This window comes from Kordia sp., from assembly GCF_965283645.1.
Taxonomy (GTDB): Bacteria; Bacteroidota; Bacteroidia; order Flavobacteriales; family Flavobacteriaceae; genus Kordia.
Genome location: NZ_CBDIPG010000001.1, coordinates 582,941 through 597,208, shown reverse-complemented (window position 1 = coordinate 597,208; position 14,268 = coordinate 582,941). Strand labels below are relative to the sequence as shown.

Here is a 14,268-nt window from a genome sequence, read left to right as displayed (position 1 = left end):
TATTATTAAGTATGAGTGACTACAAAACCCCTAATGACAAACTTATTAATAATGAACAAGCATTAGAATTGAATGCTTGTTACAAAGCAAAGCAAAATGACGGCTTTGGCGCAGAAAATGATAGCAATTTTTCATGTTCTAGCTGGTATTCGCTAGAAGATTTGGAAGGTTATATTAATTATGTCAAAGAAGAAGCTACAAAAAAGAAAATTTCAGTTGACGGAATTCGATTCTATTTTGGTGTGTATCCTGAAAATATGAAGGATAAATCTAAAGCAGGTCAAAATACACTATTTATGTGTCCTACATCACCTTCAATAGAAAATTGTAGTAAAGACGTTACAGGAATTCACGCAATGAATTACGGTGACAATGGAAATCCTCCACAAAACGAGTATGGAGATTAACATTTTAAATTAAATGGGAGATATAAGATTTCTTTCAAAATATTTGGCTTTGATAGTTTTAATTTATGGTTTTTACAACTATAAAAATTATTCAAACACTAAAGCCAAATATTTTGTTTTTTGTATATTATTTGCTGTAGTCACAGAATTCTTTGGCTCAGTTTTTTACAAGTTGTTCAATCATGTAAACTTCGTTGTATATAACGTTTTTACAATTGTTCAGCTTACTTTCTTTTTATGGTGGTATCAACTCATCCTTAGTTCTAAACGGAGAAAAAACATTTTAAGATTCTGCATTGCGTTTTACTTAATTTTTGCCTTTGGGAATAGTTTTTTTGGAGAAAATATTTTAGAAGCGAATCAAATTTATACATTTACTTTAGGTGTCCTTTTTGTTTTGATTGCAATCAGTTTTTATTTTATTGAATCTTTTAATAAAGAATCTATATTGAAGATTACAGATTCCATCTATTTCTGGTTTAGCTTAGGAGTTTTACTTTTCTATGGAACATTTATGCCATTTATGATTTCAGTAAGACTATTCTTAACAGGTGGACAAAAGATCCTTGGAATTGTAACTTTAGTTCTAAATGTAATAATGTATGTGTGCTTTGCTGTAGGGTTTTACAAATCAAAAGATAAAGATAATTTTGAAGTATTTTAGGGAATGACAACGGAAGAAATACGTACACTGGTTTTTATTTGCGCTTCAACGATTTTTCTTGTAGGAATATTTTTAGTGACTACTTTCGTGTTCTTACATAGAAAGAAAAGGAAATACATTGATTTAGAATCAAATATAAAAACATTTCCCTAAAATGATATTATTTTAAAGACTGTTATGGAAGATCAAGAAATACAAATGCTTGTTGCAGCAACATCTTTAGTGTTGCTAATTTTATTAACTACGGTTATTATATTATTTGTATTCTTTCAAAAGCGTAAACTAAAGTTTATTCTTGAAAAGAAAGAAGCAGAAAAGCAGTATATGGAAGAAATTGCGAAATCGCAAATTGAAATCCAAGAGCAAGCCTTGCAAAATATGAGTTGGGAATTGCACGATAATATTGGACAATTATTGTCGGTAGCACGCATGCATATTAATATTTTGGGAACACAATTAGCAGAAGAAAATAAAGAAAAATTGGACGAAGTCAGCGAGATTGTTGGAAAAAGTTTACAAGAAATTCGTTTATTGTCCAAAACCATGAATACTGAAATTATCCAAAACATGGGATTGGTAAAATCGATAGAAGTAGAATTAGATCGATTTAATAAATTAAATTTTTTAGCGGCAACGCTAAATGTAAAAGGGGAAGATCGCCCTTTAGACATAAAAGAAGAAATAATATTATTTAGAATATTACAAGAATTTTTCTCAAATGCAATTAAGCATTCAAAAGCGAAAAATTTAGAAGTTAACCTTAATTTTAAAGAAGACCGATTGCTAATTTCTGCAAAAGATGACGGCGTTGGTTTTGATGAAGAAGAAGTAGAAAAAGGATCAGGATTGATAAATATGAAAAGCCGTGCGGCAATCATAAAAACAGAATTCAGTATGAAATCTGTGAAAAACAAAGGAGTTTCCTTAACTTTATCCTATCCCTATAAGAAATAGTATGAAGAAACATTCAGTTGTTATTGTTGATGATCATTTGCTTTTTGCTCAATCTTTACTAGGTTTAGTGAACACATTTGAGGAGTTTGAGGTTTTATACCATGTAAAGAATGGAAGTGAACTCATTAAGAAATTATTAGAGTCTGAAAATGTCCCCGATATTATTCTACTAGATATAAACATGCCCGTGATGAACGGTTTTGAAACTATGGAATGGATTAAAGAAAACCGTCCAAGTATTCAGGTATTGGCACTTTCTATGGACGATCATGAGGAAACTATTATAAAAATGTTGCGCTTGGGCGCGAAAGGATATCTGCTGAAAGACATTCATCCTGAAATATTTAACAAAGCGTTACATGAAGTTGTTTCTAACGGAATTTACTATTCGGAGCGTGTTGCTACAACGTTATTAAATTCACTTCATGGCGGAAACGATAAAGATGTAAAAAACGGGAAACCATTAAAAGATACCGAATTGATGTTTTTAAAATTGGCTTGTACTGAAATGACATACAAGGAAATTGCACAAGAAATGTGTCTCAGCCCAAAAACAATTGACGGATATCGCGAATCATTATTCAAGCATTTTAAGGTGAAGAGTAGAATAGGTTTGGTGTTATATGCAATCCGAAATAACTTGGTGAATAGTAACAAATAGTATCTGGAGTCACTTTGCTTTTGGAATATTAGTATTTTGGTATATTGAATTATAATTTTTTTAACCAAAACCCAAAACCAAAACCCAAAACTTGAAAACTGTCAACTAAATTTCTGTATACGTAGTTTCAAAAGGAACTCTAAACTGTGGACCGTACACTCCATTTTCAGAACGAACGCCGCAACCAACAATCATATTGATTTCTGCACCACGTGGAAGCTTTAAAATTTTCTTAACGCGTAATGTATCGCTTCCTTCCATTGGGCAAGTATCGTATCCAATGGCAGCCATACTAATCATAAAATTTTGTGCGGCCAATCCGGCACTTTTGTGTGCTACAATGCGTAAATCGCTCAAGCGAACTTGTCTGTACACAGGTCTAAACAATCCGATACAATTAAAAACAGCATACTTTAACCAACCGTAAATTCCAAGGAATTCTGCATAAATAGGCGGAATTAGTTTTTGATAATAATTCAAAGCAAATTTTTCTCTTCGCGAATATTCCTCTTTGGGTTTATCGCCATATAAACTTTTCAAAAAACCAACATTTGCTTTAGCGCGTTGTTTCCACAAGTCTTTTCTGGCAACGACCACAACCAATTGTTTGGCAGTTTTTGCAGCATTTTGTCCCAAACAAGCGGTTGTCAATTGTTTCAAAACGTTTTCATCGGTAACATGATAAAACTCCCATAATTGCAGATTACTACTTGTAGGTGCTAATACAGCATTTTTAATACATTGTTTCACTTTGTCTGTATCAATCTCTATTTCTTTATCAAAAACGCGTACAGAGCGTCTGTATTGAATAGCTTCGGTTACTGTTTTTTCTGCCGTCATGTTACAAACATAACGAACCTAGCGCAAATTAAAAAAGAGAATGCTATTAGACATTCTCTTTTTCGTTTAACCTAAAATATTGAAATCTTGTTTTTAATTTGGTACACAATTCGTTTGTACACTTCCAGGACCACCAGTATCACAAGGTTGAATACATGAATTACACGTATTTGTTGGACTTGGATCTATGGTTCCCACTGTACCTGGACAGATATAAGTTGGATCTTCTGGTGGCTCCGTAAAGCTTACACATGGAGATGCAAATGTCCAACAATTATAACTTCCTGTTCCACCACTTAAATTTGATGCTTTCAAAGAAGAAATAGTATTTTTCCCTAATGATAATCGTATGATTTTTTGTTTTTTCATATTAAAGTTTATGTTAATGTAATGCCTACTTTTTAGGGTTTCGGCTTTCCCAGTACTTGATCGATCTGAGAACAATATTAACAGGCTTTTTTATAAAAAGAAAATTATGTAAACCCATTTTAAACAAAATAGGACTAGAAATGACACACACACGAATTTTCAGTTGCTAAGTTGTCACAACCATCTGTGCAACCAACGGTATGGTTAGACATTCCGTGCTCTGCAGTAGAACGTGTTCCACCTTTAATTTCGAATAAATGCTTTGTAGTTATACTAGCTATGTTTACTTTTTTTAAGGGAAGTGTGTTACTTTGAATACTTTTTTTCATAATGATTTTGTTTTAGAGATTTGTTTTTATAAAAAAGAAAACTGTATGAGTATGAATTAACTATACTGTATACTCATACAGTATTGGTGAAAAGGGAAATTTAAAATAGTACACAAGTGTGCTCAGCTTCATTTGTTGCTCCTATGGCAGTAGAACGAGTTCCTCCGTTAATTTTTGATAAATGTTCAAAGGAAATCTTAGCAATGTTTGACTTACTTAAAACAAGTGTTTTGCGTTGACGTTTTGTTTTCATAATTTTTGTGGTTTTTAAAATTTGTTAATGATTTTTTGTGAATTATAATCATACCAAACTTAGAAATATCAACTCAAATTTTACAATTTACGTAACCTAAACTAAACAAAATAGGGTTGTAGTTATGCGTTCTTTTTTAAGCTCTTAATGTAGTAGGAAGGATAGAGTTTTGTGTAGTTTTTAAAGTGCTTTGTGAAAGAATCCGCGCTTTTATAGCCAACTTCTTGTGCAATAGATTTTACTGAATATGCACGGAATAAAGGATCTTTTTGCAAACGTTTTAACGTATACTGCATTCGTAAATCTGTGATATATTCGTTGAAACTAATTCCTTTATCAGTATTGATTATTTTAGACAAATAAGTAGCATTTGTTTTTACTTTTTTGGCAACAAATCGTAAGTTACAATTGGTATCCAAATAATGTTCTTGTTGTTCAAACTTTTTTAGTGCTTGTAAAATTGCAGTTACTTTTTTATCTGTAATCACAACTTCTTTTTTGGGCTGTGTAGAAACCGCTTTCTTTTTTAATTGTGTTTGCGCTTGTAGGCTTGTGCGTTGCTCATATCTTAGCGCGGCAATTTTAATATTTAATTCTCTGAAACGTGCTTTTTTCTTTCGTTGATTTCTGTAAAAAAGAACACAACCAATTATAAATAACGTAGCTAAAACGAACAGTGAAATCCAAAGTGCCTTATTATGATTTATATATTTTTGTTGTAGTAATATAGAATCTTTTACAGAAGAAACGTCACTTTTCTCATTTAGATAATTAAATAGTTTATTTCGAATGATTTCATCATTTTTTTCTTTTCGTTCATCAATTTCAACAAGTAACGTATTGTCGTAATCAGCCAACTCTTTTTGATTGCCAAGTTTTCCTTGATTTTTAATTAATAATTTTAATAAGTCTACATATTCGTAGGGTATAAATTGTTTTTCTTTTGATAAACCTTCATTTTCCTCATTGATGATAGCGATTGCTTTTTCAATGAAAACAATTGATTGTTCATAATCATGTAAGATGTGTTGACATTTTGCAATGTAGTAGTAGACTTCTACGAGTCGCATCTGATTCTTAATTTCTAGAATTATTTTTTCTGCTTTTTCAAAATAATCCAAAGCTTTTAAATAGTTTCCTTTCAATAAATAGGCAATTCCATAATCAATATAAAAGTAACTTACACCTTCGTTATCACCAAAAACGCGACTTCTCTCAATTCCTTTATTTATGTAAATTAATGCCGAATCAGGCTGTTTTAATTTTAAATAAGCGCCACCAACTCCCATAATGATATTGATTCTAGAAATTTCATCTGTATAATCAGGTTTCATAGCAATTTTATAAGCTTTTTTGCTATGTTCAAGTGCACTTCTATATTCTTCGGCTTTGCGTCGAAGTTTCCCTAAATTGGTAATTGCATTTGCTCTACCAACATCATTATTATATTTAACAGCAATTTTTTGAGAAGTTAAAAAATCATCTAATGCTTTCGATTCTTTCCCATATTGTTCGTGTAATTTTCCTCGAAGAGAATAGATTCTGAACAAAAATTCGCTTTCTTCTTCATTCAAATTCACTTTAAGTGCTTTGTAAATATATGTAATAGCTTCTTGGTGCGATCCTTCTACATCAGCAAGATAGCTGTAGTAAAAATAGCTTTTCGCAATATTCAATTTGTGTAATTGCTTAATTGCTCTTTCATGAAAAATATCGATATTAAGATTTGTTATTTCAGCATCAGAACGTAAGTATTCCTCTATACATATGATTAATTCTTCATTTGTGTATGATTCTAAATTATTCGCTTTTGTAGAAGATTGGGCAACTGTAAAGCCACAATTACAAAGCATAATTAGTGTAAAGACTATGAATAATAGTTTTTTCTTCAATTAAAATTTTTTAGTTATATGTGAATCTTTTCTACAAATAAATAGAGTTTATGTAGAAAATATGGTTTTAATGTTGCCAAAAAATTACTAAAAATACTTTAGAAAAAAGTTTAAAAATTTCATTTTCCCTTTATATGGAGCATATCGAACAGGAATATCTAACCAATTTGCCTTTTTGATAACCGATTTTTTATGTGAAAATGTATCAAAACTTAATTTTCCATGATATGCGCCCATTCCACTTTCGCCAACACCACCAAAAGGAAGTCTGTGATTTCCAAAGTGCATAATTGTATCATTAATTGCACCACCACCAAAAGAATAACTTGTAATCATTCGGTTTGCAAACTTGTTATCTTTTGAAAATACATATAGTGCTAATGGCTTTTCATAACGCTCAATAATATTGCTAATATCTTCCAATGATGAATATACTTGAATTGGTAAAATAGGACCAAAAATTTCATCTTTCATAGCTTCACTATCAAACGCTGGTTCGTCTAAAACAGTAGGAGCAATGTACAAATTGTCTTTATCGGTACTACCACCAACTAATACTTCATCTTCTTTAATCATGGACGCCAAACGATCAAAGTTCTTTTCACTTACTATACGTGCAAAATCAGGTGATTCTTGCGGATTTTCGCCAAAGGTTTTATGTATTTCTTCAATTAGTGCCTTAGTGAAATCAAACTTTGCTTGCGCTTGCACAATTAAGTAATCGGGAGCAATACAAGTTTGCCCGGCATTTAAAAATTTTCCCCAAACAATACGTTTTGCCGCCAATTCAAAATCTGTATGAATATCAACAATACATGGGTTTTTTCCACCAAGTTCTAACGTTACAGGTGTTAAGTTTGGAGCTGCCGCTTTTGCAACAATTTTTCCAACGTGCACACTTCCTGTAAAGAATATATAATCCCAACGTTCGGCCAATAATTTTTGCGAAACAGGAACGCCACCTTTTACAACGGTAACATGATCTTTTTCAAATACTTCTGTGATAATTTCTTCCAAAACGGTTGCCGTATTAGGTGTCAATTCAGAAGGTTTTAAAACAACCGTATTTCCTGCGGCAACAGCACCAATTAAAGGAGATAGCGCCAGTTGATACGGATAATTCCAAGGTGCAATAATTAGTGTTGTTCCAAATGGTTCTGAATGAATTCTATCTTTTGACGGAAAGTTTAAAAGTGACGGAAATACACGTTTTGCTTTTGCCCACGACTTTAATTTGCGGATTGTAAACCGCAATTCGGAAGTAATAATGCCAGTTTCGGTCATTACAGCTTCAAATTTTGGTTTTTTAAAATCGGCATACAACGCGTCACAAATATCGTTTTCACGTTTTTGTACTTCTTTCAAAAGCTTTTTTAAGAGCATTTTTCTGTATTGCACATTTTTAGTGCGTCCTGTAGCAAAATACTTTTTTTGAGCTAGTACGATTTCGGCGCAGTTGTATTCCATAGATATTGTTGTGTAATCGATTGTGTTAAGTTATCAAATTTACCAGTTTCGGCGTATTCTTGTATTGTGGTTGGATTGAAATTTCCGCTCATATACAAAACAGTGTGTTTTCCGCTAGCTGTTTTATGAACAATAACTTCCTTGATAGAGTTTCCAACTTCTCGCACTGAAATAAGCGTACGTTTAAAATCATCATTTTTTCTAAAAATATCTGTAAAGCGATCGTTGGTTAATTGATTTATTTCTCTTTGAATGTTTTTTTCTTCAGATTGATCTTGCGGTTGCAATTGTATAAAACGAAGATCGTTTACAGTTCCCAAAACGGAATTCATTTCTGGCGAAAGTCCTTTTAACACGGTAAACATAAAACGTGGCACTTGCACCGCAGTTACCTTATCGTCATTCTTGTGCGCGTTGTAAAAGTTAGCCATTTTGTAATAGCTTCCACATGAAAAAAAGAGTAAAAGGCTCAGAATCAATAAAGTTTTCTTCATTACTAATGTTTTAGAATACGATTGTAAATTACTATTTTTATTTTAACGAAAGTTTGATAAAACTATTTTTTTATAATAATCATTACGTTATTGATTTTCATTTTCTTTGCTCGCACAAAGAAAACAGAAACAAAAGAAAATTCGCTTTTTTCAGAGGTGTTTTTAGCTAAAAAACTAAAATCATCTTTATTTTTCTAAATTTTCTCCAAGGCCTCAAAAATTTTAACGAAAACTAAATACTGCACTTCGGAAAAAGAGAAAACCTCATTAGTGAAAATAGTATTTGGTCTATTAAAGAATAAAAACCCCTAGTTCAAAATTAGCGTATTTTTTGAATCCTGTTTGATTTCTTCCAAATTCAGCATCATTTTTCTAAATTGACCTTCAACATACATTTTTGCTTGATCTTGATAATGAGGACTAAACAAGTTTCCAGATTGCCCTGTTGGTAAAATACTCATACTATTTTCAATATCTGAAAAGTCAATTACCCGTCGTGTAGAAGGTCCAAAATAAACGTTGTATTCGCCAGAATCTTCATAATGATATCCTAAATTGTTGATAACTTCGCGTGTGCCAGGAACTTCAAATGGTCCAACATTGAAATACGGACGCAAGGTTTCAACTTGTCCCATAGGATGCGGATGTTCAACAGTATGGACTTTATTCCACGTCCATTCGTTTGTGTCTTTTCCAAATTGATTTTCCAACAACGCAACCGCTTCTTTGAAAGATTTTAACAGAATATCTGCGCGTGTTTCTTTTACCGAAGTTGTATTTACATCATCATACCAAATAGATTCTTGGTAGAGTAGTGGTACTTCAAATCGTTTAAGAATGTGTGTTTTTAACAATTGAGCATACGCTTCTTTGTTTAACTCGTCTGAAAGTGTATTTTTTAAATATTGATTAATGAATCGATGATAAATAGTTGGCGCAATGTCAGTTGTTCTGTTTTCGCCATTCCAAATGTGTAGAATATTGACGACTTCCTTTTCAATATCCGAAAACTCACTTTTGCCAATTACGTTTAATACTTCTCTGACGGCTTCCAAATGTATGTTTGATTTCACATCGAGTGTCATATTCATCATATCTTCCTTGGTCCAGTTGTCTTTTTCAACAATCAACTCCTTAATGCGTTTTGCTCTATTTTCTGGTAAATAGTATCCTGGATATAAGCTTCCCGCAATGCTGTCTGGCTGATTGTTAGCAGAATAGACATAGTTCCAAGGTGGATTTGTTGCGCTAGGATTTTCATCAGCTTCCATAAAGCGAATTGGCTCATCGTTGCCCGAAGCGCCATTAAGAATTAGTTTCGAATTTACGTGTTTTGGACGTTCCACTAGTTTTCCAACAGCATACCAACCAATATTATCTTCAGTATCTCCATACATTAAATTTAATCCTGGCGCATGAATTTTAGGCAAACTTTTTTCAAATTCTGCTTGACTGTTTGCATGCGACATGAGGTAACACGCTTCTAATAATTGATTTTTATGTTGAAGATATGCCCAAGACATGGCAACAGGTTGATCAAAATTGATTCCGTCAGCAATTCCGTTTAAAATTGGTCCATGACGTGATGTTTTATAGGTTTCCGTACTGGCTTCTCCATCTTTTACCGCAATGGTTTTTGTGCGTGTTTCGTAGGTTTTCCAGCCTGTTGGTGTTTTATATGAATTTGCATCATCCGGATTGTTTTCTTCCCAATAAAAATCGATATCATCATTTTCAAACATCGTCATTCCGTAGGCAATGTTTCGGTTGTGACCTAACATTGGAAACGGTGTTCCTGCTAAGTAGTATCCGTACATTTCATAGGTTGGCGTGTGCACATGTGCTTCATACCAAACGGAAGGTTGCGAGAATCCTATATGCGGATCGTTGGCAAATAATACTTTTCCAGTAGCCGTTTTTTGTGGTGCAATTACCCAACTATTACTTCCAATAAATTGCGGAATTGGCAATTGATCTAACGCTTTGTGCACTGAAGCAACAATGGTAGTTTCAATTTGAGTTGTATCTTTTTCTTTTGTGGGATAATTGTGTAGTAAAGTCGTATTTGGATCTACATGTAATCCTAAATCTGCTAAGTATTCGTTTCCAAGTTTTTGTTGAATTTCAGTAAGTAACGGATCTGTTTTGTGTGCCATTGCAAAGCTAAACGCCATGTAACCAAATACATTGTGAATGTCTTTGAGCGTGAATTTTGTTTTGTCAGTTCCCGTAAGATAGAATTCTACAGGTGTTGCGCCGTTTGCTATAAATTCGTTGATTCCATTGAGATACGCTTGTGCCAATTTGTAACTCTGCGTGTTTTTATCTAAGTTTTGAACTGTTAATTCAGAAGCTTCATCAATGCCTAATGCGACAAAAAAACGATCGGTTTCGGTGAGTTTTTCTCCAAAAAGTTCAGATAATCGTCCAGGTGCAATTCTCCGAATCAATTCCATTTGCCACAAACGATCTTGTGCGTGTGCAAAACCTAATGCGGTAAATGCGTCTGTTTCATTGTTAGCATAAATGTGTGGAATTCCATACGTATCGTAATGAATGGTTACTTCATCTTGAAGGTATTCAATATCAAGCGTTCCGTTATACGTTGGAAGTAATGATCTGTAAAAGAAGAATCCTATAACGATGATAATGAGTAACAGAATTCCAATGATTTTTGCGGCTTTTTTCACAAGTTGGAGTTTTGCTTAAAACTACAAAAAATTGTTTAGAGTTTTTTAGTTTCTGAATGTACTATACAATTAATTAATATAGGTTTTTTCTTTCTTTTACGGTGAAACCGTAGTCTTTTTCTTAAAAATTAGTTTATATTAAGGTATCATTAACCATAAAAAAATTAGTATGTTACAAAGAATTATGAAGTTAGAAGGTTCAAAACAGCTTTCTAAGATAGAACAACACCATGTTAAAGGAGGAAATGTAAACGGTTATTCTTGTCCAACCGGATTATATATAGTGCCCGAAGATATATGCAATGGCGGTGATCATTTACATCCGCAAGGACATTGTTTGTGTTGTGAAGTGCCATGGCAGAAAGCGCCACGCAACTGATTAAAAGTTTAGTAAATTATTTAAAAGCGAGCTAAAAAGTTCGCTTTTTATTCTTCTTCTACTACGGCAATGTGTCCTTCTTCAATAATTTCATTTGCCATTTCTTTCAGTTCTGGTTCTAGTTTGTTGGCTTTTGAGAAGCTTGATTTTACTATTGTAAATTCACAATAGAAAGGTAGATGGTCAGAACCAATATCTGGAAGCGTTTTTATGTTGTGTACTTTTATTTCTTTTGAACTGAATAAAAGATCTATCGGAAACCGCATAATACTTGGTCGTACAGGAAATGTTGCATGAATACCTTTTCCCAATCGGGAATCTTGCAAATTTGATACTTTGGCAAAAAGTTTTGCACTTCTTGACCAACATACATTATTGAAATCGCCAGTTACGATGCTTGGAGATTGTAATTCTCGAACTAGTTTTGCCACTTTCATCAACTCAGCATCTTTTTGTTTGGCTGTCGGTTTTTCCGTTGGAGAAGGCGGTGGCGGATGAATTCCGAGAAATACAAAATCATTTCCATCACGGTCAAACATGTGAACTTCAATTGCAGGTCTGGTTTCTTCAATGAAATAATGTTCGTCGACGTTTTCTACTTTTAGTTTGGTGTAGAAATGCATTCCATATCTATTTTCTTTTGGAACTTTGTATGTGTATGAAAAGTTAGCTTCAATTTCTTTTAGTGCATTTTCCCATGCTTTATTGGTTTCTAATGTCAATAATATATCAGGTTGAACTTCGTTGACTAGTTTTATAAGTTGTTGATAGTCAGTATTACTTTGAAGTACATTTACACTGATAACCGTAATGGTGTTGCTTTCTTTTTTTGTTTTTTTGAAGAGTGTAGCTATTGGTAAATAGGGAACAATTATGATAGCTTGATAAATGATTGTCAGTAGTATGAATAATTGTGAACTGAGCACTAAAAGATTGCCTTCTTCATATAGAAAACATAAAATTATAAAGAAAATGATTTGAATAGCGAGTAGTTGTATTCGGATAAAATCAAATACACGAAATGCCCAATGCGAAATATTGAAAGCAGGTAAATAGCTTACGAATGCAAAAATATTGGCTATGATGGCAATTGTTGTATTCAATTATTTTTTTATTTGACGATTTACATCAAAAATACGCATTTTGAGATACATTAGTTAGTTCATTTGTTCAATTTATTAACTGAAATAATACTTTCTTCATTTTGTTATTTTAAATTAAAAAACGATGATTGCTTTTTATGCTTTTAAGAATGAAGGTTTTAACGACTGTAGTAAACATGGATTAATTGAATTATTTTAGAATATGAGTAAAATTTGTATCGAGAATAGAATTTTTATCCTAAATAAGTTCTCGATATAATTTTTCGTACTTCAAAATCGCTGGAACAGACGTTTGTTTATACTTTTGAACTCAAAATGCACAACGGGTTTTAGTAGTTCTAAGTAAATTTATTACCTCTTTTGTAATCGCTATAAAAAAATCATTAATAAATTGATTTTTAATTATTTATATTGAAAGAGAGTTTTAAGTTGTTGCCAAAATGAATTTGATTTGTTTGATTGTTTTTTAGAAACAAAACGCACACTTTTTAGGCTACTATGTTTATCCCATTTTTCCTTTTCTTCATGTTTGTAAAAGGAATCTTGAAATGATTTTAGATTGTCCCAAGAACTTAAACTGACATAATCTTTTGATGAATCATACTTTTTTTCAACAGGCAATTGTCCTATTTTTTCAAACGTAATTTCTGTTTCCTTGAAATTATTCGCATCATACCAACATATATTTTCTCTCGCTTCAAATTGATCTCGTGCTATTTGTTCAGGAGTGCATAGTATATTTGTGTTTTCAAAATCTGCTAGAGTAGGTTTTTCAGACTTTTTGATGTCGGTAACTACAATTAAATTCATCCCAAACTTTGTTTGCTTTTCAGCTTCAAGCACAAAAATGCCAGAATAATCGTTGTCATATAGTTTAAAAATTAAACAATCGCCTTTTTCAAAAATTGCGTCATTTAATTTTTTAGCTGTTCTCTTAGGAGTCGTTTTCTTTTCAGTTTCAATTTTTTGAAGAAAACTGGTAAGTATAGTTTGTCTTTCAGAAATATCTTCAGGAGAAGCGTCTAATTCTTTCCAAAGTTCAATATTTTTGCCAGAAGTAACAATTTCTTTTACACGATTGTATACCGTTTTATCAAGTGCTTTATGTTCCCATTGTAAATCGGCTATTGCAAACCAAAAGTCGTGATCTTCTGTAGCTAAATCTGTTTCATCTGCATTTTCGGCAATTAATTTTTTGGTAATTGTAGCAACACTTATGCCTTTGTCGTAAAGTTCAAGAAAATCATATTTGATGTCTCCATATGTATCATTTGATGAAATTTCTGTTCCCCAAGTTCCCATGATTAATCGTGATGTTAATTGTAAAGATTGAAATGTAGTGATGACAAACTTGAAATAAAAGTAAGGCTTTATATTTGAATAAGAAGAAAATAAAACATATTGTTATATATTTAGAAAAAGCTCTGTTTGAGATTGCTAAAGCTTTTATATTAACTTAATTATTTGGTAAAAAACCAGTAAAAAGGGATGTAGGGGAATTACTATTTTTTAGGATTAATACCAGAAGCAATATCCATTACTTCCACATCGACCAGCGTCACAAAATACAAATCCAGTATAATGTTGACAGCAAGTACTTCCGCCTTGTTGGTAACAACCTCTTACTCTTCCACCACCGTGAAGTGTTTGTTGTTCAGATTTGCTCAATACAGCGCCTACTTTTGAAATGTTTTTTAACATGATATAAAATTTTATGATTAGTGTGTAAAAAGTAAGAAAAATATTAACCGAATAATTACGGTTAC

Annotated in this window: 16 protein-coding genes; 5 read left to right on the top strand and 11 right to left on the bottom strand. The window is 32.3% G+C overall.

Features of this window, described 5'->3' with window-relative positions:
• The first annotated feature begins 11 nt into the window (after positions 1-11).
• The 4 genes from ACQ654_RS02540 to ACQ654_RS02525 all read left to right on the top strand — a co-directional run bounded on the left by ACQ654_RS02540 (position 12) and on the right by ACQ654_RS02525 (position 2,686).
• Positions 12-407: a hypothetical protein gene (locus ACQ654_RS02540; RefSeq protein ID WP_430408742.1), complete on the top strand. Its 396-nt coding sequence runs from the start codon at positions 12-14 to the stop codon at positions 405-407.
• A 13-nt stretch (positions 408-420) separates the two neighbouring features.
• Positions 421-1,071, top strand: coding sequence for a hypothetical protein (locus tag ACQ654_RS02535; protein WP_430408741.1), 651 nt, complete (start codon positions 421-423; stop codon positions 1,069-1,071).
• A 177-nt stretch (positions 1,072-1,248) separates the two neighbouring features.
• Positions 1,249-2,025: a sensor histidine kinase gene (locus ACQ654_RS02530; RefSeq protein WP_430408740.1), complete on the top strand. Its 777-nt coding sequence runs from the start codon at positions 1,249-1,251 to the stop codon at positions 2,023-2,025.
• Position 2,026: 1 nt separating this feature from the next.
• Positions 2,027-2,686 (top strand): response regulator, encoded by a 660-nt coding sequence (locus tag ACQ654_RS02525; RefSeq protein WP_430408739.1) that lies wholly within the window; start codon positions 2,027-2,029, stop codon positions 2,684-2,686.
• A gap of 105 nt (positions 2,687-2,791) precedes the next feature.
• On the opposite strand, the gene ACQ654_RS02520 is transcribed toward ACQ654_RS02525, so the two are convergent.
• The 8 genes from ACQ654_RS02520 to ACQ654_RS02485 form a co-directional block, all read right to left on the bottom strand.
• Positions 2,792-3,526, bottom strand: coding sequence for a nitroreductase family protein (locus ACQ654_RS02520; protein WP_430408738.1), 735 nt, complete (start codon positions 3,524-3,526; stop codon positions 2,792-2,794).
• 93 nt (positions 3,527-3,619) lie between these two features.
• Positions 3,620-3,895 carry a hypothetical protein gene (locus ACQ654_RS02515; protein ID WP_430408737.1) on the bottom strand — a complete coding sequence of 92 codons (276 nt, stop codon included), beginning with the start codon at positions 3,893-3,895 and terminating at the stop codon, positions 3,620-3,622.
• Positions 3,896-4,029: 134 nt separating this feature from the next.
• Entirely contained in the window at positions 4,030-4,224 is a 195-nt protein-coding gene (locus ACQ654_RS02510; RefSeq protein WP_430408736.1) for a hypothetical protein, read from the bottom strand.
• A gap of 100 nt (positions 4,225-4,324) precedes the next feature.
• Positions 4,325-4,477: a hypothetical protein gene (locus tag ACQ654_RS02505; RefSeq protein WP_430408735.1), complete on the bottom strand. Its 153-nt coding sequence runs from the start codon at positions 4,475-4,477 to the stop codon at positions 4,325-4,327.
• A 122-nt stretch (positions 4,478-4,599) separates the two neighbouring features.
• Entirely contained in the window at positions 4,600-6,369 is a 1,770-nt protein-coding gene (locus ACQ654_RS02500; protein ID WP_430408734.1) for a tetratricopeptide repeat protein, read from the bottom strand.
• Between the two features lie 87 nt (positions 6,370-6,456).
• Positions 6,457-7,836 (bottom strand): aldehyde dehydrogenase, encoded by a 1,380-nt coding sequence (locus ACQ654_RS02495; RefSeq protein ID WP_430408733.1) that lies wholly within the window; start codon positions 7,834-7,836, stop codon positions 6,457-6,459.
• Positions 7,806-8,330: a DUF4252 domain-containing protein gene (locus ACQ654_RS02490; protein WP_430408732.1), complete on the bottom strand. Its 525-nt coding sequence runs from the start codon at positions 8,328-8,330 to the stop codon at positions 7,806-7,808. Before ACQ654_RS02490 ends, ACQ654_RS02495 begins: the two co-directional genes overlap by 31 nt.
• Positions 8,331-8,638: 308 nt before the next feature.
• Positions 8,639-11,020, bottom strand: coding sequence for a penicillin acylase family protein (locus ACQ654_RS02485; RefSeq protein ID WP_430408731.1), 2,382 nt, complete (start codon positions 11,018-11,020; stop codon positions 8,639-8,641).
• A gap of 169 nt (positions 11,021-11,189) precedes the next feature.
• Between ACQ654_RS02485 and ACQ654_RS02480 the strand changes: the two genes are divergently transcribed.
• Positions 11,190-11,399 carry a hypothetical protein gene (locus tag ACQ654_RS02480; RefSeq protein WP_430408730.1) on the top strand — a complete coding sequence of 70 codons (210 nt, stop codon included), beginning with the start codon at positions 11,190-11,192 and terminating at the stop codon, positions 11,397-11,399.
• A gap of 47 nt (positions 11,400-11,446) precedes the next feature.
• Here the strand turns inward: ACQ654_RS02480 and ACQ654_RS02475 are convergent, their stop codons facing one another.
• The 3 genes from ACQ654_RS02475 to ACQ654_RS02465 all read right to left on the bottom strand — a co-directional run bounded on the left by ACQ654_RS02475 (position 11,447) and on the right by ACQ654_RS02465 (position 14,203).
• Entirely contained in the window at positions 11,447-12,502 is a 1,056-nt protein-coding gene (locus ACQ654_RS02475) for an endonuclease/exonuclease/phosphatase family protein (RefSeq protein ID WP_430408729.1), read from the bottom strand.
• 402 nt (positions 12,503-12,904) lie between these two features.
• Entirely contained in the window at positions 12,905-13,804 is a 900-nt protein-coding gene (locus ACQ654_RS02470; RefSeq protein WP_430408728.1) for a hypothetical protein, read from the bottom strand.
• A gap of 213 nt (positions 13,805-14,017) precedes the next feature.
• Positions 14,018-14,203: a hypothetical protein gene (locus ACQ654_RS02465; RefSeq protein WP_430408727.1), complete on the bottom strand. Its 186-nt coding sequence runs from the start codon at positions 14,201-14,203 to the stop codon at positions 14,018-14,020.
• Between the last annotated feature and the right edge of the window lie 65 nt (positions 14,204-14,268).

Bases quoted from the DNA above. Each gene is read 5' to 3' on its own strand.
- ACQ654_RS02535 (WP_430408741.1), top strand. From the start codon at position 421: ATGGGAGATATAAGATTTCTTTCAAAATATTTGGCTTTGATAGTTTTA.
- ACQ654_RS02505 (WP_430408735.1), bottom strand. From the start codon at position 4,477: ATGAAAACAAAACGTCAACGCAAAACACTTGTTTTAAGTAAGTCAAAC.
- ACQ654_RS02470 (WP_430408728.1), bottom strand. From the start codon at position 13,804: ATGGGAACTTGGGGAACAGAAATTTCATCAAATGATACATATGGAGAC.
- ACQ654_RS02480 (WP_430408730.1), top strand. From the start codon at position 11,190: ATGTTACAAAGAATTATGAAGTTAGAAGGTTCAAAACAGCTTTCTAAG.
- ACQ654_RS02495 (WP_430408733.1), bottom strand. From the start codon at position 7,836: ATGGAATACAACTGCGCCGAAATCGTACTAGCTCAAAAAAAGTATTTT.
- ACQ654_RS02520 (WP_430408738.1), bottom strand. From the start codon at position 3,526: ATGACGGCAGAAAAAACAGTAACCGAAGCTATTCAATACAGACGCTCT.
- ACQ654_RS02540 (WP_430408742.1), top strand. From the start codon at position 12: ATGAGTGACTACAAAACCCCTAATGACAAACTTATTAATAATGAACAA.
- ACQ654_RS02465 (WP_430408727.1), bottom strand. From the start codon at position 14,203: ATGTTAAAAAACATTTCAAAAGTAGGCGCTGTATTGAGCAAATCTGAA.
- ACQ654_RS02515 (WP_430408737.1), bottom strand. From the start codon at position 3,895: ATGAAAAAACAAAAAATCATACGATTATCATTAGGGAAAAATACTATT.
- ACQ654_RS02490 (WP_430408732.1), bottom strand. From the start codon at position 8,330: ATGAAGAAAACTTTATTGATTCTGAGCCTTTTACTCTTTTTTTCATGT.
- ACQ654_RS02525 (WP_430408739.1), top strand. From the start codon at position 2,027: ATGAAGAAACATTCAGTTGTTATTGTTGATGATCATTTGCTTTTTGCT.
- ACQ654_RS02510 (WP_430408736.1), bottom strand. From the start codon at position 4,224: ATGAAAAAAAGTATTCAAAGTAACACACTTCCCTTAAAAAAAGTAAAC.
- ACQ654_RS02530 (WP_430408740.1), top strand. From the start codon at position 1,249: ATGGAAGATCAAGAAATACAAATGCTTGTTGCAGCAACATCTTTAGTG.